Annotated in this window: 16 protein-coding genes; 14 read left to right on the forward strand and 2 right to left on the reverse strand. The window is 65.4% G+C overall.

The window, feature by feature from the left end; all coding sequences use genetic code 11:
- The first annotated feature begins 163 nt into the window (after window positions 1-163).
- The 6 genes from F7R90_RS18780 to F7R90_RS18805 all read left to right on the forward strand — a co-directional run bounded on the left by F7R90_RS18780 (window position 164) and on the right by F7R90_RS18805 (window position 8,125).
- On the forward strand, window positions 164-2,026 hold the full coding sequence (locus F7R90_RS18780) for an ABC transporter substrate-binding protein (protein ID WP_192498497.1): 1,863 nt from the start codon (window positions 164-166) through the stop codon (window positions 2,024-2,026).
- A gap of 69 nt (window positions 2,027-2,095) precedes the next feature.
- Window positions 2,096-3,064, forward strand: coding sequence for an ABC transporter permease (locus tag F7R90_RS18785; protein ID WP_158059453.1), 969 nt, complete (start codon window positions 2,096-2,098; stop codon window positions 3,062-3,064).
- Window positions 3,065-3,101: 37 nt separating this feature from the next.
- Window positions 3,102-4,277, forward strand: a complete 1,176-nt coding sequence (locus F7R90_RS18790) for an ABC transporter permease (RefSeq protein WP_158059103.1) — start codon at window positions 3,102-3,104, stop codon at window positions 4,275-4,277.
- The gene (locus tag F7R90_RS18795; RefSeq protein WP_158059104.1) at window positions 4,277-5,392 is read left to right on the forward strand and encodes an ABC transporter ATP-binding protein; all 1,116 of its coding nucleotides are present in this window, start codon (window positions 4,277-4,279) and stop codon (window positions 5,390-5,392) included. The genes F7R90_RS18790 and F7R90_RS18795 overlap by 1 nt, the downstream gene beginning before the upstream one ends.
- Window positions 5,389-6,726: an ABC transporter ATP-binding protein gene (locus F7R90_RS18800; RefSeq protein WP_158059105.1), complete on the forward strand. Its 1,338-nt coding sequence runs from the start codon at window positions 5,389-5,391 to the stop codon at window positions 6,724-6,726. Before F7R90_RS18795 ends, F7R90_RS18800 begins: the two co-directional genes overlap by 4 nt.
- 133 nt (window positions 6,727-6,859) lie before the next feature.
- Window positions 6,860-8,125: an inorganic phosphate transporter gene (locus F7R90_RS18805; RefSeq protein WP_158059106.1), complete on the forward strand. Its 1,266-nt coding sequence runs from the start codon at window positions 6,860-6,862 to the stop codon at window positions 8,123-8,125.
- 9 nt (window positions 8,126-8,134) lie between these two features.
- Here the strand turns inward: F7R90_RS18805 and F7R90_RS18810 are convergent, their stop codons facing one another.
- Window positions 8,135-8,572, reverse strand: a complete 438-nt coding sequence (locus F7R90_RS18810; protein ID WP_158059107.1) for a universal stress protein — start codon at window positions 8,570-8,572, stop codon at window positions 8,135-8,137.
- 154 nt (window positions 8,573-8,726) lie between these two features.
- Between F7R90_RS18810 and F7R90_RS18815 the strand changes: the two genes are divergently transcribed.
- A complete protein-coding gene (locus F7R90_RS18815; protein WP_158059108.1) occupies window positions 8,727-9,821 on the forward strand; it encodes a hypothetical protein in 1,095 nt (364 codons plus the stop codon).
- A gap of 77 nt (window positions 9,822-9,898) precedes the next feature.
- On the opposite strand, the gene F7R90_RS18820 is transcribed toward F7R90_RS18815, so the two are convergent.
- Window positions 9,899-10,858, reverse strand: a complete 960-nt coding sequence (locus tag F7R90_RS18820; protein WP_158059109.1) for an aldo/keto reductase — start codon at window positions 10,856-10,858, stop codon at window positions 9,899-9,901.
- A gap of 528 nt (window positions 10,859-11,386) precedes the next feature.
- On the opposite strand from F7R90_RS18820, the gene F7R90_RS18825 reads away from it, so the two are divergent.
- The 7 genes from F7R90_RS18825 (at window position 11,387) to F7R90_RS18855 (ending at window position 19,137) form a co-directional block, all read left to right on the forward strand.
- The gene (locus F7R90_RS18825; protein ID WP_158059110.1) at window positions 11,387-11,803 is read left to right on the forward strand and encodes a VOC family protein; all 417 of its coding nucleotides are present in this window, start codon (window positions 11,387-11,389) and stop codon (window positions 11,801-11,803) included.
- 97 nt (window positions 11,804-11,900) lie between these two features.
- The gene (locus F7R90_RS18830; protein WP_158059111.1) at window positions 11,901-12,980 is read left to right on the forward strand and encodes a zinc-dependent alcohol dehydrogenase family protein; all 1,080 of its coding nucleotides are present in this window, start codon (window positions 11,901-11,903) and stop codon (window positions 12,978-12,980) included.
- A 120-nt stretch (window positions 12,981-13,100) separates the two neighbouring features.
- Window positions 13,101-14,081, forward strand: a complete 981-nt coding sequence (locus tag F7R90_RS18835) for a C40 family peptidase (RefSeq protein WP_158059112.1) — start codon at window positions 13,101-13,103, stop codon at window positions 14,079-14,081.
- 67 nt (window positions 14,082-14,148) lie between these two features.
- The gene (locus tag F7R90_RS18840; RefSeq protein WP_158059113.1) at window positions 14,149-15,198 is read left to right on the forward strand and encodes a DUF1611 domain-containing protein; all 1,050 of its coding nucleotides are present in this window, start codon (window positions 14,149-14,151) and stop codon (window positions 15,196-15,198) included.
- Window positions 15,199-15,223: 25 nt separating this feature from the next.
- Window positions 15,224-16,297 carry a dipeptide epimerase gene (locus tag F7R90_RS18845; RefSeq protein ID WP_158059114.1) on the forward strand — a complete coding sequence of 358 codons (1,074 nt, stop codon included), beginning with the start codon at window positions 15,224-15,226 and terminating at the stop codon, window positions 16,295-16,297.
- Between the two features lie 48 nt (window positions 16,298-16,345).
- Window positions 16,346-17,083, forward strand: coding sequence for a helix-turn-helix domain-containing protein (locus F7R90_RS18850; RefSeq protein ID WP_158059115.1), 738 nt, complete (start codon window positions 16,346-16,348; stop codon window positions 17,081-17,083).
- Window positions 17,080-19,137, forward strand: coding sequence for a S9 family peptidase (locus tag F7R90_RS18855; protein WP_192498498.1), 2,058 nt, complete (start codon window positions 17,080-17,082; stop codon window positions 19,135-19,137). Before F7R90_RS18850 ends, F7R90_RS18855 begins: the two co-directional genes overlap by 4 nt.
- Window positions 19,138-19,144 lie beyond the last annotated feature (7 nt).

A 19,144-nucleotide genomic window follows, 5' to 3' on the forward strand; every position in this document is an offset into this window, starting at 1 on the left:
GGGGCGGTGCAGACTTGCTCGAACTGTCAATACTACACTCTGTCACGAATCTCGGAAAAAGTGCTTCGAGACTCGAAATAACGTCGATAATCGGTTGAAGTCAGTCGGGCGCTAGGAGGCTAAACCCTAGCATATATCTAATCATAGGCCGTTCTACATGACTATGGCATTCGGTAACGAGAAACAAGGTGACACGCCGAGCGCACTTCTGTTTCCGAACCGCCGAGGCTTGCTGAAGACGTTGGGGGTCGCAGGGGCGACCGGAGTTGCGGGTGTGGGGAGCGTTGGGGCACAGGACACGACTACCGGGCAGGGAACGAGCGGAGGAGGTGAGCGACAGGTACAGGGCGACTACGTCGTCGGCGACGCGACGGACGCCCAGACGCTGAACTTCATCCAGATTTCCGACGTACCGTCGGCCAATCGGGTGGGGTTGGCACTCGACAGCGCGTACGCGCTGACACCGCCACCCGAATCCGAGGTGTTCCCGCTGTGGTGTGACATCTCGACGGAGGACAGCCAAACCTACACCGTCACCGTCAGAGACGGCTTGCAGTGGGGCGGCGACTACGGGCAGATGACCGCCGAAGACTGGGTGTACATGATTCAGAACGTCTTCCAAGCGGAGGACAACTGGGCGGGCTACTCGAACCAAAGCGACTGGATGGTCGGCGACCAATTCATTCCGGTCGAACAGACCGGCGAGTTAGAGTTCGAAATCCAACTGCCCGATGTGGACCCAGCGTTCCCACAGAAACCCATCATGTGGGGCGCGTTCTGCATGCCGAGAGGGCTACTGGAGAAGTACGTCCCGAACAAGGACATTCAAGGACTCCAGCAAGACGAGGAGATTCAGACGCTTGCGTACTCCGGAAATCTGGGGCCGTACAACTTCGAGCGCTGGCGGCGCGAGTCGGAGTTCGTCGCCACGCGCAACGAGAATTACTACATGCAAGACGCCAACGACGTGCCCGCAGCGTGGCAGGGCGCGCCGTACTTCAATAGTTGGACCTACTCGGTCATTCCAGAGGAGAGCACGCGCCTCTCGGCGCTCCAAACTGGCGAAATCACCCAATCGTCCATTCCGGAGAGTCGGGTCTCGCAGTTCGAGCAGAACCAGTCTATCAACGTCAACGTCGCGCCACAGCCGTTCAACTCGCTGTTAATCTACAACCAGCGCGCGAATGGATGGGAACCGTTCCGCGACATCGAGGTCCGGAAGGCGCTGTCGTTCGCCGTCAACAAGCGAGCGGTCGTAGACAACATCATGCGGGGCTTCGGCGAAGTCGCACACACCTTCCAACCAGAGTTCTCGCGCTGGTTCGACGATTCGGAAGTCGTCCGAAGCGGCGTCGGCGACAGCTACAGTCCGCAGATGGCCCGCAATCGACTCGAAAGTGCCCTTCAGGGAACCGACTACAGCTACGACGGGGACCGACTCGTCAACGGGAACGGCGAGCAGGTGAGCCTGAAACTCGTCTGGCCTGTCGGCACGCAGACGACCCGCACTACTGTCGAATTCATCAGGCAGGAGTACGCCAACATCGGCATCAACGTCACGCTCCAAGGGGTGCAGTTCAACACCTTGCTGAGCAAGTACGCGCAGAACTCCTATCAGGGCGAGGGCGAACCGGAGTACAACGCCGGGCCGTTCAACGCTGGACCGCGTGACCAGGCCGTCAGCGAAGAGCAGTGGGACATGCAGTACGGCATCATCTTCAACACGTACCCCAGAACGCCGACCTCGACGCGGTCGTTCTGGACCCGAGAGTCCTCGACCAACTACTACGGCTACGTGCCGGAGACGCCCACCGCGCCGCTGTACGACCAAGCGTCGAGTGCGACCGACGACGCGGAGCGCCAGCAGTTGTTCGCGCGCATCTTCGGCATCCTGAGCGAGGAACAGCCGTGTAACTTCATGAACTTCAGCGTGGACATCGACGGCTACCAGCAGAACGTCAGGGGGCCGATAGAGGAGTTCGGCAACGGGTGGGACGCGAACACGTGGTACTTCGCGCAGGGGTGACCCCCTACGTGACCCGTATTTCGGAGGTGCCCCTGGCGTGACCAGTACGGAGGTGCCGACAGCGTGAGCATGCGCTGGTACGTCGCCCGGCGACTGGCGTGGGCGGTCCTCGCCACGTTCGTTATCCTGACCATCACGTTCGTCCTACTGGAGGTGACGCCGGACGCGCAGGCCGCGACGATTCAGTTCGAGGCGGCCCAAGGCGGCGGCGACGCCGAATCGGCCAGAGAGGCCTACGAGCGTCGGCGCGGCCTCGACGCGCCGCTCTGGGAACGTTACTCGACGTTCATGCTAAACGTCTTCACGCTCGACTGGGGGTGGTCCGACACGCGCTCCCAACCGGTGGTAGACGCGATACTGGCGGCGTATCCGTACTCGCTGATGTACGGCATCCCTGCCGTCGTCATCTCGACAGTCGTGGGAATAGCCATCGGCTTGTACTCCGCGACGCACCAGTACACGAAGGCCGACTACGCGGGTACCTTCGTCGCCTTCTTCGGCATCTCGATTCCGAACTTCTGGTTCGGCATCATCCTCCTACTCGTGTTCGCCGTCGAGTTGGGGTGGGTGCCCGTGCTGTTCGACGCGAACGCGCCAGTGTTCTCGGCGCGAAACGTCAAACAGCTCATCTTACCGGTGTTCGTGCTGACGACTGCGGCCATCGCCAGCGAGATGCGCTACGCCCGCGCAGAGGCACTCGAATACGTCAACGCCGAGTTCGTCAAGACCGCGAAGGCGAAGGGTGCCACGGACAACCGCGTTCTGACGCGCCACATCCTCCGACCTGCGCTCGTCCCGCTCTCGACGATTCTCGTCGGTGACCTGCTCGGCCTCATCCTGACGACTTCGTACCTCGTGGAAATCGTCTTCGGCATTCCGGGGCTGGGTCGCCTGAGTTTGGACGCCATCTTCAATCAGGACACTGCGCTCGTGTTGGGGACGACGTTCATTCCCGTGTTCATCGCGGTCATCGGCAACCTGTTGCAGGACATCGCGTACACGGTGCTGGACCCGAGAATCGACTACGGTGATCGGTGATGCTGGGGAGTGGGGTGCTGAGGGAGGCGATCGACTGATGGCGACCGAACCCAAATCCGAGGTGGAACGCTTCGAGGACGTGGACTGGGACGAACTCGGCGGGGTCGCCGTCGGCCGCCGAACTCTCGGGTTCCTCCTCGCCCTCGTCGGCTTCTTCACCGTGCTCGCCTACGACCTGTTCGTCGTGCCGGACAATCAGCCGACGTTTCCAGCATTTGGGTGGGACGTGTCGGCCGTCGATTGGCTCTTCGGGCTGACGCTGCTCGTCTTGTTCGTCTACGGTGTCGTTCCGCTCGCGACGAATCGCCGACTCACGGCGCACTACTGGCGGCAGTTCCGCAAGAACCGGGCGGCAGTCGCCAGCCTCGCGTTCCTGCTCGTCATCTTCGTCGTCGGCACCGTCGGGACGATGTTCATCACACCGCCGCAACTCAACACCTTGGAGGCCTATCAGCCGCCTGTCTTCTCGTCAGTCTCGTCGTCGGTTCCCATCACCTGCGTCGGCGAGACGGTCGGCGGCCAGTGTCAGGGGTCGTGGGAACACCCGCTCGGCACGACTGGCCAAGGAAAAGACATCCTGAAGATGGTCATCTTCGGCATGCGGGTCAGCATGCAGGTTGGCCTCATCGCGACCTTCATCATCATCGTACTTGCGACGACAGTCGGCACCACCGCGGCGTACCTCGGCGGGTGGGTGGACGAACTGTTGATGCGCTACGTGGACATCCAACTGACGTTTCCGACGTTCTTCCTCTACCTCCTGCTGGTCTACCTCTTCGGCGGGAGCCTCTTTTTGCTCATCGTCATCTTTGGTATCACGGGCTGGGGAGCCATCGCCCGTCTCGTCCGGAGCGAGGCACTCCAGCGAAGCGAAGAGGAGTTCGTGCAGGCCGCGAGAGGCGCGGGCGCTTCGACGCCGTACGTCCTCTGGCGACATCTCGTGCCGAACGTCTCGAACACGGTCATCACGGCCGCCACGCTGACCATTCCGGGTCTCATTCTCGCCGAAGCGGCGCTCTCTTTCTTGGGACTCGGCGACCCGACGATTCCGTCGTGGGGTCGCGTCATCGCCGACGGTCGGGGCGACCTCTCGACCGCGTGGTGGATTTCGACGATTCCGGGTTTCTTCCTGTTTTTCACGATTCTGGCGTTCAATTTCTTGGGGGATGCCCTGCGCGACTCGCTGGACCCCAGACAGGAGGGCGGTAGCTGATGGCTGAACGAAATACTGAACCCCTACTTTCCGTTCGAAACCTATCCATTCGGTTCCACACAGACGAGGGCGTCGTCCACGCAGTCGATGGCATCGACTTCGAAGTCGGCCGCGGCGAGACGGTCTGTCTCGTCGGCGAGTCGGGGTCCGGCAAGACCGTCACCGGCGAGTCGCTCACGCGACTGCTCAAGTCGCCGCCTGCGGAAATCGAGGGCGAAGTCCGCTTCGACGGCCAGAACTTGCTCGACCTCCCCGAATCGGCGATGAACGACGTGCGCGGCGACCGAATCGCCCACGTCTTTCAAAATCCTCAGGGCGCGCTCAATCCAGTCTACACGGTCGGTTGGCAGGTCTCGGAGGCGATTCGGCTCCACCGCGACGTGTCGAAGAAACTCGCCCGCGAGGAGGCCATCGACCTGCTGACGAGAGTCGGCATTCCCGAGGCAGCAGCGCGCTACGACGACTACCCCCACGAGTTCTCCGGCGGCCAGAAACAGCGCGTCGTCGTCGCGATGGCGCTCGCGGCCGACCCAGACTTGCTCGTCGCCGACGAGCCGACGACGGCGCTCGACGTGACGATTCAATCCCAGATTCTGCGCTTGCTCGCCGACTTGAAACGCGAACTCGGCATGGCCGTCTTGCTCATCACCCACGACTTGAGCGTCGTCGCCGAAGTCGCCGACCGCGTCGTCGTCATGTACGCGGGGAAGGTGATGGAACAGGGCGACGTGTACGACCTCTTCGAGACGCCTGCACATCCGTACACGCGGGCGCTCCTCGCGTGCCTGCCGGGCCGCGGCGTGGAGTTCCGGGGTATCGGCGGCCGACTGCCGGACCCGACCGACCCACCCGCTGGCTGTCGGTTCCACCCGCGCTGTCCGTACGCCGTCGCGGAGTGCGAGTCCGGCGAGCAACCACCGCTTTACACGGTCCGTGACGAGGCTAGTTCGAACTCCGGAGACGACGGCGACACACACCGCGTCTCCTGCGTCTACTACGACGGTTCGCGCGACCCCACAGAAATCACCGACGGCGAGTCGTTCGGTGAGCAGTTCGAGTCGGACTCGGAGCGCCGGTTCGCGGACGGCGGAGGGAACGTGGAGGGGAGTCGATGACCGACCGACCGAGTGCAGACGAACCACTCCTCTCGGTCCGAAATCTCGTCAAACACTACCCGATTACGGAGGGCGTCCTCCGCAGGGAAGTCGGCCGCGTTCGTGCCGTCGATGGCATCACGTTCGACCTCTTCCCCGGAGAGACGCTCGGTCTCGTCGGCGAGTCTGGGTGTGGCAAAACCACCGCCGCGCTGGCGATGCTCCGCTTGGAAGAACCGACCGCTGGCGAGATTTACTATCGGGACGAGGTCGTCACCGACTACGACAGCGACGACCTGAAGCGGTTCCGCAGGCAGGCACAACTCATCTTTCAGGACCCCACGTCGAGTTTCGACCCGCGGATGTCCGTCGGCGAGTCGGTGGCCGAACCACTGCTGGTCCACGGCATGCGCGACCGCAAGCGCAGGCGGGCTATCGTCGAAAACCTGCTGGAGCGCGTCGGCCTCTCTGCCGACGACTACGACCGCTATCCCCACGAGTTCTCCGGCGGCCAGAAACAGCGCATCGCCATCGCCCGCGCACTCGTGGTCAATCCGGACCTCATCGTGGCCGACGAACCTGTGTCGGCGCTCGACGTGTCCGTACAGGCCGAAATTCTCGGCTTGTTGGAGGATGTCCAAGACGAATTCGGCCTCTCGATTCTGTTCATCAGCCACGACATGGCGGTCGTTCGGGAAGTTTGTGACCGCGTAGCCGTGATGTACCTCGGGGAAATCGTCGAACTCGCGCCAGTAGAAGACCTGTTCGCCGACCCACAGCACCCCTACACGCGCGCCCTGCTCGCGTCGGTGCCACTGCCGGACCCCCGGAGGCGCGGTCACGGAATCGAACTCTCGGGCGACGTTCCCTCGCCTTCGAATCCGCCCGCTGGCTGTCGATTCCACACCAGATGCCCGGAGGTCATCCAACCGGAGGGCTACGACTTCCGGCAAGCCAACTGGCGCGCGGTGATGGACTTCCGGGTGCGACTCGCTCGCGGAAACTTCGACGTGGACGCGATTCGGGAGTTCGCCGTCGCCGAGAGCGACGCGACGGACCCCGAAGCTATCACCGACAACCAACTCCGCTGGGCGGTCCGCGAGCAGTTCGGAATACCCGACAGACTCTCCGATTCGAGCGCCGAACGGGTGCTTCGGGACGCCATCGACTCCCTCATCGCGGGCGACGAAGACGCCGCCCGCGAGACGTTGGCGCGGGAGTTCGAGACTGTCTGCGAGCGCGAGCGTCCCGCTATGCGCGAGACGGAAGCGGGCCATCCGGCGGCGTGCCATCTGCACGATGAAGATGTAGAATCGGAAGTGGAACCGCCGCGCTCGCGGGCGAACGAGGATTGACGAGAATCGCACTCGCTTATTTTACCGTTCGGCTCCTACTTCGGACGATGAACCGGACTGGGGCCGATTCGACTGCCTTCTTCGGAACGCCGGTTCCGCCCAGCGTGCGACCGACGCCAGGAGTGAGACCTTCGTGCCAGACCTAGTCTTCTGGATTCTCGTCGTCTTAGCGACTGTCACCGGACTCCTGACCGCGTGGGCACTCGGAGCCAACAGCAACTCGCCGCCGTTCGCACCCGCCATCGGAGCCAACGCCATCTCTACCATGCGAGCAGCGTTCCTCATCGGAATATTGGCCGCGTTGGGCGCGCTGACCCAGGGCGGGAGTATCTCCGAGACGGTCGGCGCGGGACTGGTTGACGGCGTCGCCATCACGTCGCTGGCGGCGACCGCGGGACTGTTGACCGCGACGATGTTCATGGCGTTTGGCGTCTACACAGGCTATCCGGTTCCGGCGGCGTTCGCCACGACGGGCGCGATGGTCGGCGTCGGACTGTCGCTCGGCGGGTCGCCCGCGTTCGACACGTACCAGCGAATTCTGACTTTCTGGGCGCTCGTGCCGCCGATTTCCGGTGGCCTCGCGTATCTCACTGCCACGCTCCTCCGGCGCGACGACATCCCCGAGACGGTCGGTGTTCCACTCCTCGCCGCTCTCGTCGGGGGTATCGTCGCCAACGTCCAACTGAGCATCGTCCCTGCGCCGCCCGGTGCCGAGCAAAGCTCGCTCGCCAGCTACCTCGCCCGACTCGTGGCCGAACCGGTTGCGGCAGGAACGGCAGGCACGGCGGGCGCAGACTTCGCGCTCGCTGGTGTGGACGTCTTCGTTACAGGACTCGACCTCGCCGTCGGCGTCGTCACGCTCCTCCTCGCGGGCGCGAGCTTTCTGTTCATCCGCAGACGAACGCAAGCGTCCGTAGACAAGGGAGTAAAGACGTTCCTCGTCGCTCTGGGGAGCGTCGTCGCCTTCTCCAGCGGCGGCAGTCAGGTCGGACTGGCGACCGGCCCACTCGAAAACCTCTACAGTGCTGAACTCGGCTTGCCCGGAATCGTCCTGCTGGCACTCGGCGGTGTCGGCATCCTCGCCGGTGCGTGGATGGGGTCGCCGCGACTGTTGCAGGCGACTTCTCGGGAGTACGCGCAACTCGGCATTCGACGCTCAATCGCCGCGCTCGTCCCCGGTTTCGTCATCGCCCAACTCGCCATCGCGCTCGGCATCCCCATCTCGTTCAACAACATCATCATCTCCGGTGTCATCGGTGGCGGCCTCGCTGGCGGTTCTGCTGGCGTCTCGCGGCGAAAGATAGGAATCACGCTGTTGTTCTGGGTGCTGACGCTCGTCACCTCCGTCGGCATCGGATTCGGTCTCTATCAGGCGTTCGCCCTGCTGCTCGGGGCGTGAACTGAGATACTAGCGAACGACGGTCACCGTCACCGGTGCTTCGCCGACGACTGCCGTCGCCACCGTCCCGAGGAGTCGTCTGGCGAGTTCGTTGCGCTCGCCGCCGTGGCCGCCCATCACCACGTGGTCCACGTCGTGGGATTCGACGTACGCCACGATTGTCTCGGCAGGGTCGCCGGTTTCGATTGCAGTCTCGACGCTCCGGTCTGCCTCCGCGGCGCGGTGCTTCGCGTCCTCGATGAGTTCGTCGGCGCGTTCGCGGGCCGCTTCGTGGCGCGTCTCGGACTCGGAGCGGTCGAGGACACCCCCTTCGCTCATCGCGGAATCGAGCGGGGTCACGACGTTGAGTACCGTCACGCGGCAGTCGAAGGTGTCGAGCGCGTGGGCGAGTGCGTCGTCTGCTAAGGGAGAGCCGTCGAGCGGGACGAGGACGTGCGAAGGGCCCATAGCAATGATTGTGGACGGAGAGACAAGTAGTCTCGCGGTCGCCGCGGGAGTACTGAAATAATACGTACATAAACTCGTTTCAGCGAACCCTTTTTTCGGCAACGGCCGAACGGTCGTCCATGGGAACTCCGCTCGTCAGCGTGAGGGTGAGTCGATGACCGTTTGGCAGACCGCCGACCCAGACGCCCGACTGACGGACGCCGACGAAGCCGTGCCGCTACAAGAGAAGGCGCTGGCGGCCGCGCAGGCGTCGGTCAACTTCGTGGTATTCGAACCGGGATGGCTCCCCGAGGGCTGTCACGTCGAGGCAGTCACCCACCGTCCCGAGCGCCCGCCCGGTCGGCCGTCCGACGTGTCTGCGGCAGACATCGACCAGACGCCTCACAGCGAGGGCAACCCGTGCAGCGTTCGCGTCGTCGTCGCGGGCGACGACCGACGGCTCAGACTCAAGCAGTTCCTCTACGATTGGGCACCGCCCTCTGGGAGTGTCGCACCGCTGTGGCGTACGCCGGTGCCGACGCCGTTCGCGTGCGACGACGCTGTGGGATGGCTCGGCACCGACTACAAGGACAACCGGGGCGCGTGCGTCCAGCGCGACCGGACGCAAATCGAACTTTCGGTCTCCGAGGGGACGTTTTCGGACGACGAACTACGCCAGTTACTCGGCGGGTTGACGCCCGCTGACCCCGGAGGAGCAGACCGTGTCCGGAGCGTTCCGTTCCACCGACTCAACTACTGGACGCGGTACAGGTGCCGCCCGCCGGTCGTCCCCCATGGACTGTGGGGATACGTCCCCGAACACCCCTACGAGGACAGTCTCGCGCTCTCGTCTGTCGCGCTCGGGCAGAACCCACTCGATGACGCTGAGCGTCGAATTCCGGCTCTCGTTCCCGCTGGCGAGCAGTTCCTCCTCGATTCGGCTGTCGCGTTTCCCGACGCCGACGCGATGGAATTGGTCTTCCGGAACCGAGCGAACGGAAGCGACCATCTCTGGACGATTGTGAGCGCCGAGGATACCCCGCTCGCCCCGTCACTTCCGCCCGAACCATCCGACCAGTCTGCGGAGACTCACCGAGCAATCGACCTTCGTGACACGACCGTCCACTACGCTGCGCTGACCGAGGAGCAGGGCGCGTGGGAGGCAATCTGGTCCGAGGGGGACGTCCGGTACGCGGTGTGGGCCGGGGCGTCACAATTTCTCGACGGCGATCAGTTCCGCGCGGTGATAGATTCGCTCGTGGCTCCGTAAGTAACCAACGACTAAAGCCGTGGGATTCCTCCTTGCCTTCTCGTGAGCGACTTACTGGTGGACCCCTGAGTGAGGTGCTATTCGTACGCGCCCTGAATCCTGTCGTACTGCTCCTCGGAGAGAGACACGTCCATCATCCCAAGGTTCTCATCTAACTGCTCGACCGTTCGCGCACCGACGATTGGCACGCACTGGAACTCCCGCTGGTCGGCGAGCCAGCGGAGCGCGACCTGCGATTCGGTGGCGTCGTTCTCGTCGGCGACCGCTCGAATCTCGTCCAGCACGGCCCACTGGCGGTCGTCGAACCGCTCGTCCCACTCGTAGAGTTCGCCGCGCGACCCCTCGGGATTCCGCCCTTTGCGGTCGTACTTGCCGGTGAGAAAGCCGCCTTCGAGCGGCGAGTACGGACAGACCGCGAGGTCTTGGTCGGCGCAGACGTCGAGGTAGTCAGCGACCGGAGCGCGGTAGGCGGCGTTGAATCTTGGTTGGGTGACTTCGAATCGTTCGAGTCCTTCGACGTCGCTCGTCCAGAGCGCCTTCGTCAGTTGCCACGCGGCCATCGAACTCGCCGCGAGGTAGTTCACCTTGCCCTCGCGCACGAGGTCGTTCAGCGTGGTGAGGGTCTCCTCGATTGGCACGTCGTCGTCCCAGCGGTGTATGTAGTACACGTCCAAGTAATCGGTGCCGAGGCGTTCGAGCGTGCCCCGAATCTGCTGGCGGATGTGCGTCCGGGAGAGACCGCTGTCGTTCGGCCCGTCGTCGAACCCGAAGTAGACCTTGCTGGCGAGGACGAAGTCTCGCCTATCGCGGCCCGCCAACCAGTCGCCGATCCACTCCTCGGCGGTACCGGTGGGGTCGCCGTAGACGTTCGCGGTGTCGATGAAGTTGCCACCCGCTGCTTCGAACGTGTCGAGCAGGTCGTGTGCGGTCGAGCGGTCGGTCTCGACGGTGCCGTCCGACTCCTTGCCGAAGCGCCACGTGCCGAAACAGAGTTCCGAGACCTTGGTGCCGGTCGAACCGAGTCTGACGTACTCCATACGTTCGTAGTGGACGTTTTCGGACGTAGTTCTGTGGGTGCTGGGAGGTTGTCTTCGAGACCGTTATTCCGTACAGTTCGTCTGCGTTTCCAATTAGCGCACTGTTAGCACTAACTCGGTTGCTATTGCTATTGTGACTGCTACTCACACGAAACCTCTGAGACCGCACCGCGAGAGCCACGGCGCGCGCTGGCGCGACCCGGAGTGGTCGCGCCGACCGTCGCGCGAGGGATGAGTATCGCAGACTGGAGCGTAGCGGAAGCCGAGAAACGCAGTCGGGTGGGGAAGCGTGTGGCCGTTGCTGTGCGGGGCGGTGCGGTCTCTCCTCGGTTTCGGGAGTAGCTCGCTTCTCTTCAAGTGCGCCTCTCGTCGGTCGCTTCTCTCACCTTCCTCCTTATTCTTCGTCCATCTGTAAACGTCCAATTACCCCATTCGCCGGTTCAGTTTCACTCCGCTTGGCTCTGCTTTATCGCCACTGGAGACGACAGTTCTACCGGGGGAGAAATCCTCCGAGGGGAAGCCAAAACCATGACGCACGCGTTTAATTGGGTCGAAATCCCGAGTACCGACTTCGACAGGGCAGTCGAGTTCTACTCGACGGTCCTCGACCGCGAGGTAGCGGTGTACGAACCCGAGACGGACAAACTCGACAACCAGCGGGCAGGCATGTTCGACACCGACGAGGGCGAGACCGGTGGCATGATAGTCGAGACCGACGAGTTCACGACCGAGAGTGGCGCGACGGTTCCGTACGTACCGACTGCCGACAGCGGTCTCGTCGTCTATCTGACCGTCGGTGGTGACTTCGACGACGCGCTCTCGCGGGTCGAATCCGCCGGTGGAGAGATACTCGTCCCGAAGGAGCCGATTCCCGACTCGGACGCTCACTACGCCATCGTCACGGACACCGAGGGGAACCGAATCGGTCTGATGTCCGCAGAGTAACCGCACCAGCAATCGCCTTCTTCTTCGCCACTGTCCTCACCGAGTGCGGTCCCACTTCGGCACCCCGATTTAAGCCGGAGTCCACCAATCACCAACCATGAAGGCCGCAGTTCTCCGCGAGTACGGCGAGCCACTCGAAATCGAGGAGGTGCCCGACCCGGCACCGGACCCGCACGGCGTCGTCATCGAAACCGAAGCCTGTGGCATCTGCCGAAGCGACTGGCACGCGTGGCAGGGTCACGGCGAGTGGGCGGACGACCGAGTCCCGAAGGGCCAGATTCTCGGCCACGAGCCCGCGGGACGAGTCGTCGCCGTCGGCGACGGCGTCACCCGATTCGAGGCGGGCGACCGCATCGCAGTCCCGTTCAACCTCGGTCGCGGCGACTGCGACTACTGCCAGAACGGCCACGGAAACGTCTGCTCGGACGGCCTCGCGCTCGGCTTCGAAGCCGACGCGCCGGGCGCGTTCGCCGAACAGGTTCACGTGCCCTACGCAGACTACAACGCGGTCACTCTCCCCGAGGGCGTCGAAGCCGCCGAGATGGCCGCGCTCGGCTGTCGATTCTCGACGGCGTACCACGCGTTGGCCCACCGCGCAGACCTAACGCCCGGCGACTGGGTGGCGGTCCACGGTTGCGGCGGCGTCGGTCTCTCTGCGGTTCACGTCGCCGACGCACTGGGTGCGAACGTCCTCGCAGTGGACCTCGACGAAAATACGTTGGCGAAAGCTCGCGAACTGGGGGCTGACGAGACCATCGGCGCCCGCGACACTACAGACGTGCCAGAAGCAATCAGGTCGCTCACCGACTCCAGCGACAGCAACTCGGCAGGAGCACACATCTCCATCGACGCGCTCGGCGTCGCTGAGACGTGCCGCAACTCGATTGCCTGCTTGCGAACTCGTGGCCAGCACGTACAACTCGGCCTGACCACCGACGAGGAACGCGGTGAAGTCTCACTGCCGACCGACGTGATGACGCGCTGGGAAATCACGTTCCTCGGCGCTCGCGGTATGCCTCCGACGAGGTACGGCGAACTCCTCCGGATGGTCGAGCGCGGCGCCGTCTCCCCTGCGAAACTCGTGACGAAGGAAGTCGCTCTGGACGACGTACCAGACCGACTCGCCGCGATGGACGACTACGGAACGGTCGGTATCGAAGTCGTCACGGAGTTCTGATCGACCGCGAGCGGTTGCGTATTCGTTTCCGTTTACGCGGTTGCGGCGCGACGAGATGCGCCGACCCGTCCATGCTTGCGTCTACATTTAACACGCTCCGGCGGGAGGTACCAACGAGACATGGCCACGCCACGCCACCGCGTCGAACACGCCCTCCGGAGGTGCGAGATCGACCACGCGCCGGACCCGCGAGTCACGGTCTTCGACGTGACCGCAACCCGAGAGAAAGACGTGCTCGCCCTCTCCGGTGCCGTCCTGACGTCCGAACTGAAAGCTCGCGCCGTCAGCGCGACCGAGCGACTCGCCGACTCGCCCGTCGTCGCCGACGATGTGGCCGTCCTCGAAGCCGAGGCCGAGGAACGAACCGTCGCCGAGGGCGTGGCCCCGGTCAGGAGCGAACCAGATGACGACGCCGAACAGGTGACGCAGGTGCTGTACGGCGCGGCCGTGACGGCCTACGACCGCGACGGTGAGTGGCGGCGGGTGCGGACGCCGGACGGGTACGTCTCGTGGGTCCAGACCGCCCACCTCGCCGAGTCGACGCCCATCGAAGCTGACGCGGTGGTGCGCGCCGGGTGCGTCGGGGCCGAACGAAATCGGGAGGCTCTGTACGCCGGTACCGACTGCGAGGTGGTCGAGCGCGGTGGACGGAAAGGAGAGGTGACGGTTCGCTTCCGGACCGGCGAGCGACGAACGCTCTCCGCCGATGCGCTCGGGTCGGTGACCGAGCGTGCGACCGGCGAGGACGTAGTCGAGACCGCCAGACGGTACCTCGGCACCGAGTACGTCTGGGGCGGGATGACCGTCGAGGGAGTCGACTGCTCGGGACTGACGTGGCTGGCGTACCACCGCCACGGCGTCGACCTGCCGCGGGACGCCGACCTACAGCGTCGCATAGGTGAGGCGGTTGACCGGGCGGAACTCGCGCCGGGCGACCTGCTGTTCTTTCCCGGACACGTCGCGCTGTCGCTCGGCGGCGAGCGGATCCTCCACGCGGAGGGCGACGCGGGCGAGGTAGTCGTCGATAGCCTCGACCCCGCCGCCGACTGGTACAACGAGCGACTGGACGAGGGGTTCGAGTCGGCGAAACGACTGCTCTAAAAGGTCCCGACCCGACCCAATCATACGAGGGTGTTTCCTTTTATCACTCCGAAAACCACGTGAAGTCATGAACTTGCGGAGCGCGTTCGACCCGCCTGTCCCGGCCGTCGTCCTCGCCGAGGGGGAGTTCGGAACCGCCGGCGGGAAGACGGCGAACGGGGTCGTCATGCACAGCGAACTGTTCGACGCCCGGGCGGTGGTCGATTCCACCCGGGCGGGGGAGAGCGCGGGGGACGTGCTGGACCGACCGGGCGTGGGAGACGTGCCGGTCGTCGCGTCGGTCGAGGACGCGCTCGCGACCGCGCCGGCGGTCGAAGCTCTCGTCCTCGGCGTCGCGCCGGCGGGCGGCGCGCTCCCAGACTCGTGGACGGACGACATCCGGGCGGCGATGACCGCGGGCTGCGACGTCGTGTCGGGCCTCCACGTCTTCCTCGGCGACCGCGAGGAGTGGCGCGAACTCGCCGAGAAGACCGGCACCCGCATCTTCGACGTGCGCAAACCGCCGGACGAAGCCGACCTGCGCGTCGGCGACGGTCGCACGGACGACGTGGACGCGACGGTCGTGCTCACCCTCGGCACCGACTGCGCCGTCGGCAAGCGGACGACCACGTTCGAACTGTACCGCGCGGCCCGCGAAGCAGGCTACGACGCGGGGTGGGTCGCGACGGGCCAGACCGGTCTCATGGTGGGCGCCCATCGCGGCGTCGTCGTCGACCGCGTTCCGGCGGACTTCACCGCTGGCGTCGTCGAAGCGATGGTCTGTGCGGTCGCCGAGGACCGCGATATCGTCTTCGTCGAGGGACAGGCCGCGCTCTGCCACCGCGCGTACTCGGGCGTGACCCTCTCCATCCTCCACGGTGCGTGGCCGGACGCCGTCGTGCTGGCCGACGACCCCGACCGCGACCGCCGGGCGCACTTCGAGCAGTACCCCGTCGAGTCGCCCACGCGCGAGGCTCGGCTCGTCGAGTCGCTGGCGGACGCGACGGTCGCGGCGATATCGACGTGGGGCGACCCCGCCCTGGTCGGCGAGGAGTACGACCGCCCCGTCGCGAACGTCTATCACGAGGGCGGCCCCGGGCGACTGCTCGACGCCGTTATCGAGGTGACGGACCAGTGACGACCTTCTCGGAGGTAGTGTTCCCGTGAGCACCGTCGCGGCCGTTCGGGTCGTCCCCCTGAACCTCGCGCTCGACGCGCCGTTCGAGATCGCGCTGGGGACTCGCCGCGAGGCGAAGAACGTCCTCGTCGAGGTCGAAACGGAAGCCGGCGTCGTCGGCTACGGCGAAGGGTCGCCGCTCCCGCCGGTGACCGGCGAGACGCAGGCCGCCGCGGTCGAGACGTGTCGCGCCGCCGCCGACCTCCTCGCCGGTCGCGACCTCGCCGACTACCGCTCGCTCGCGGCGGACCTTCGGGCGGCGTTTCCGGGGATGGCGTCGGCACTGTTCGCGCTCGAAACCGCCGTCCTCGACGCGTACTGTCGGAGCCGAGAGATACCGCTGTCGGAACCGTTCGGCGGCCGTCCGAACTCCGTCGAGACGGACCTCACGATTCCCATCGTCGAAGCGGACGCGGCGCGCGAACGCGCCGCGTCCGCGACCGATTCGGGGTTCTCGAAACTCAAGGTGAAGACCGGCGACGCGGTGAGCGACGCCGTCGAGCGGGTCCTCGCCGTCGCCGACGGCGCGCCCCGCGCCGAACTGAAGGTCGACGCCAACCAGGGCTGGTCGCCGACGGAGACGCGCCGGTTCGTGCGCTTAGTTCGCGACCGCGGCGTGGACCTCGCGCTCGTCGAACAACCCGTTCGCGCCGACGACCTGGCCGGCCTCGCTCGCGTCCGTGACGACGTACCGATCCCGGTCGCGGCCGACGAAGCGGTCTTCACCCCCGCGGATGCCTTGGCGGTCGTCCGCGCGGACGCCGCGGACGTGCTCAACGTCAAACTGGGTAAGTCCGGACCGCTGGCCACCGCGGACATCGCGGCTATCGCCGACGCCGCGAACCTCGACCTGATGGTGGGATGCATGCTCGAAAGCGCGGTCGGCATCCACGCCAGCGCGCACGTCGTCGCCGGCCTCGGCGGGTTCGACTACGTGGACCTCGACGGAAATCGACTGCTGGCCGAGGACGTCGCAGCGGAGTACGGAGACGGGCCGCAGATCGACGTGACCGGTCCGGGTCACGGCGTCCGACCGCCGGAGGAACTATTGAATCAGTAACTTGTTGGGCGGAATACTGATAATCCTCGTCCAGTGTGGTCAATACACATGAGCGTCACACGCGTATCGGACCCGGACGGGGGGGACGTCACCTACAAGCAGGTCGAACTCGCGCTCTGGCATCCCGACTGCTGGACGCTGGAGGTGACCGACGAGCTCGCGGACACCCACATCGTCGAGAAGTCCCTCTACCCGACGGACGAACTGGTGAAAGGCGACTTCCTGCTGGTTTCGGACGGCGACGTCACGCTCGACGAGTATACCGAGACTATCGACGCCCACCGCTCGGTCGAGAGCGTGGCCGTCCTCAAACAGTCCCGAGAGCGCGCCCGGGTCGTGGTCAACTACGACCGCGACCACAGCATCGTCCCCGACATCGTCAACTCCGAGTTCATGCCGGTCGAACCGGTCTACATCACCGGCGGCGTCGAGTACTGGACCGTCCTCGTTCGGGCCGACCGCCTCGCGGACGTCGTCCAGTCGATGCGCGCGGAGTACGACGTCGACCTCCGGTCTGTCCACGAGGCCGACCCCCGCGACAACGTCGAGTTCTCCGACTTCGTGGACCAGGTGTCGGACCAGCTCTCGGCCAGACAGACCGAGAGCATGCTCGAAGCCCAGCGCGTCGGGTACTACAACTGGCCCCGCGACGTGTCGGCCAACGCCGTCGCCGACGAACTCGACGTGAGCAACCCGACGGTCCTCGAACACCTCCGAAAAGGCGAGCAGAAGGTGCTGAACCTCTTTCTCGATAAACTGAGCAAGCGCAAAGGGCAGTATCGATGACCAGCGGTCGTCTGGCCGTCTCGGACGTACTGGACGTGGCGTACCCGAGCGCTCCCGAGTGGTCCGCCGACGGTCGGTTCGTCGCGTCGCTCGTTTACGAGGACGACGGCAACGCACTACTGCTCACTGAGCCGACCTCCGGCGGCCGGGGCGATGCCGACGAGGGTTCGTTCGACTCGTGGCGCTTCGCTCCGGACGAGGGCCACGTGACGTCGTTCGCGTGGGGGCCCGACCCGCGCCCGGCGACCCTCGTCGCGACGACTGACGCCGGCGACACTCTCCTCGTCGATGCCGACGAACGTACCGCACGCCGCGTGTTCACCGGGCCGTCCGGGGAGTCCAACCACGAGTGGTCCAACGACGGGGAGACCGTCGGGTACTACCGCGACGGCCGCGTCTGCCTACGCGAGGTCGCGTCGGGCGCGGAGCGCGTCCTCGACGTGCCCGAGCGCGGTTCGTTCCTCCCGACGTCGAGGACGCTCGCATGGTCCGAAGACGACGAAGTACTCGCGTTCGCCTTCGCCGACCGGGAGACGCGGCAGGTCGGCGCGGTCGACGTCGCCACGGGCGACCTCCGCTGGCGGACGGACGACACTGCCTCGACGTTCGACCCCGTCTGGCTCGGCGACGGCCAGCTGCTCGTCGAGAAGATCGACTCCGGACGGACGGTTCGACGGTTCGTCGCGGTCGATATCGACTCCGGCGAGCGGAGTGAACTCTTCCGCGAGGACGACGACCGGGGCGTCGTCTCCGCCGGCGCGCCGGCCGTCTCGCCCGACGGGACGCGACTCGCGGCCGCGCTGCCGCTCGACGGCTGGGACCACGTCCACGTCTTCAACGCTGTGACGGGCGAGCGCGCCCAACTCACAGGCGGCGCGTTCGAGGACACGGGCCTCGCCGGCGCGTCGCCCCGATGGCTCGACGACGAGACGCTCGTCTTCGCCTCGAACCGCCGCGACTCGGGTCAACGCCAGCTCTTCGCCGTCACGCTCGACGGCGCGGTGACGCCGCTCGTCACCTCGCAGGGGACGAACGTCTCGCCCGCTCCCTCCCCGAACGGCGACCGGATCGCGTATCTCCACGCGGACGACGAACGCTCGCCCGAGCTTCGCGTCGTCTCCGTGATGAGCGACGCCCTCGACGGACTGGGCGACGGGCGCGATGAACGGGCCGCCGCGGGCGACCCCGCTCGGCTCACCGAATCTGTAGTCGAAGCGTGGCCCGTTTCCCCCGTGACCCCCGAGGAAGTCACCTTCGATAGTGCCGACGGCACGGAGATTCACGGCTACCTGTTCGACCCCCGCGAGACGGCGGCGGTCGCGGACGACGCGACGGGGTTGTCGAGCGTCGTCTGGGTCCACGGTGGCCCGATGCGCCAGATGCGCGCGGGCTGGCACCCCTCGCGGTCGTACAGCCTCCCCTACGCCTTCCATCAGTACCTCGCCGAACGGGGGTACGTCGGGCTGTTCGTCAACTACCGCGGGGGCATCGGCTACGGCAAGGCCTTCCGACAGGCCCTCGCCGACGGCTACGGCCGCGACGAGATGGACGACGTCGTCGCCGCCGCGGAGTACCTCCGCGAGCGGTCGTACACCTCCGACTCGGTGGGCGTCTGGGGCCTCTCCTACGGCGGCTACGCTACCCTGCAGATTCTGGGGACTCACCCCGAAGCCTTCGACGTGGGCGTCAACCTCGCCGGTCTCGCAGACGTCGAGAACTACGAATCGTGGGCCTACGAGTCGAAGTTCCCGGCGGTCGAATCGTCGCAGTCGGCCCAACTCGGCGGGAATCCTTGGGAGGCGTCCGAGGAGTGGGCAACCGCGAGTCCGGAGACCCACGTTGAGAACTACGAGTCGCCGCTCTACAACTTCCACGGGACCGCCGACGCGTACGTCAACTTCGAACAACTGGACATCGTCATCGACGCGCTGCTGGAACACGACAAGGAGTACGACGCCGACTACTACCCCGGCGAGGGCCACGTCTTCTCGAAGCGCGCGACGTGGCGGCGCACCTTCCGAAAAATTGCGCGCCTCTTCGACGACCACCTCTGAGTATGCG

Source organism: Halorussus halophilus, assembly GCF_008831545.1.
GTDB classification, from domain to species: domain Archaea; phylum Halobacteriota; class Halobacteria; order Halobacteriales; family Haladaptataceae; genus Halorussus; species Halorussus halophilus.